This is a genomic window from Virgibacillus carmonensis, assembly GCF_057836705.1.
In genome coordinates this window covers 1-740 of sequence record NZ_JBYQFJ010000135.1, presented here as the reverse complement: position 1 = coordinate 740, position 740 = coordinate 1, and the positions used below count along the sequence as shown (strand labels likewise).

2 protein-coding genes are annotated in these 740 nt (G+C 46.6%); both read right to left on the bottom strand.

The window, feature by feature from the left end; all coding sequences use genetic code 11:
• Nucleotides 1-359 (bottom strand): ABC transporter substrate-binding protein (locus tag AC3G7N_RS20935; protein ID WP_489424086.1); only part of this gene is annotated, 359 nt, incomplete at its 3' end.
• 18 nt (nt 360-377) lie between these two features.
• Nucleotides 378-740: ABC transporter permease (locus AC3G7N_RS20930; protein ID WP_489424085.1), on the bottom strand; the 363-nt coding region annotated here is incomplete at its 5' end.

Genomic DNA, 740 nt, shown 5'->3' with positions numbered 1-740 from the left:
ACTGTACCACCTGTTGATCCTGCAGCAACGACATTAATTTTAGCTCCACTGATGTAGTGATTCATCGCAGGTCCCGGTCCAACAAGTCCGCCTTCTATTTCACCGGTTTCAATTGCTGTCATAAATGCTGACCCATCAGGGAAATATTTATAGTTGACCTTAGTCCCTTCAGGAAGTGTCTCGGAATACATGTCTTTTTCTTCAGCAACCATCCCTGCAACATGGTTAATGTTTGGGAAGTATCCGATTGTAATTTCCTTGGACCCGTCATTACCAGCGGCCTGTTCATCACTGTTCCCGCAAGCAGCTAACAGCAAACTAAGTGCTGCAAAAATCAATAATGCGAATAATTTTTTCATATAGGTTTCCCCTCTCCTCTATTTAACTAAACCCCAGCGTTTCATCACGTTTTTTTCTAATTTGGAAAATACCAGCTGATCGACGACTGCGCCAATCACGCCGATAATTATGATAATCCCGATTACTTGATCCATCCGGGCATAATCCTGTGCGTACCGAAGCGAGTAGCCAAGCCCAGGTCCATTACTAAGCAATTCACCAGCCATTAGCGCACGCCAGCTGAAGGCCCAGGCGAGCCTGATCCCTGACATGAAGTAAGGAATACCCGCCGGAACCTCAACCCGGCAGAATAATCCGACTCCCTTTGTCCCCATCGTTCTAGCCGCACGAATGAACTGCGGTGGGACATTGTGAATTGCAGATCTGACATTCAACGCCAT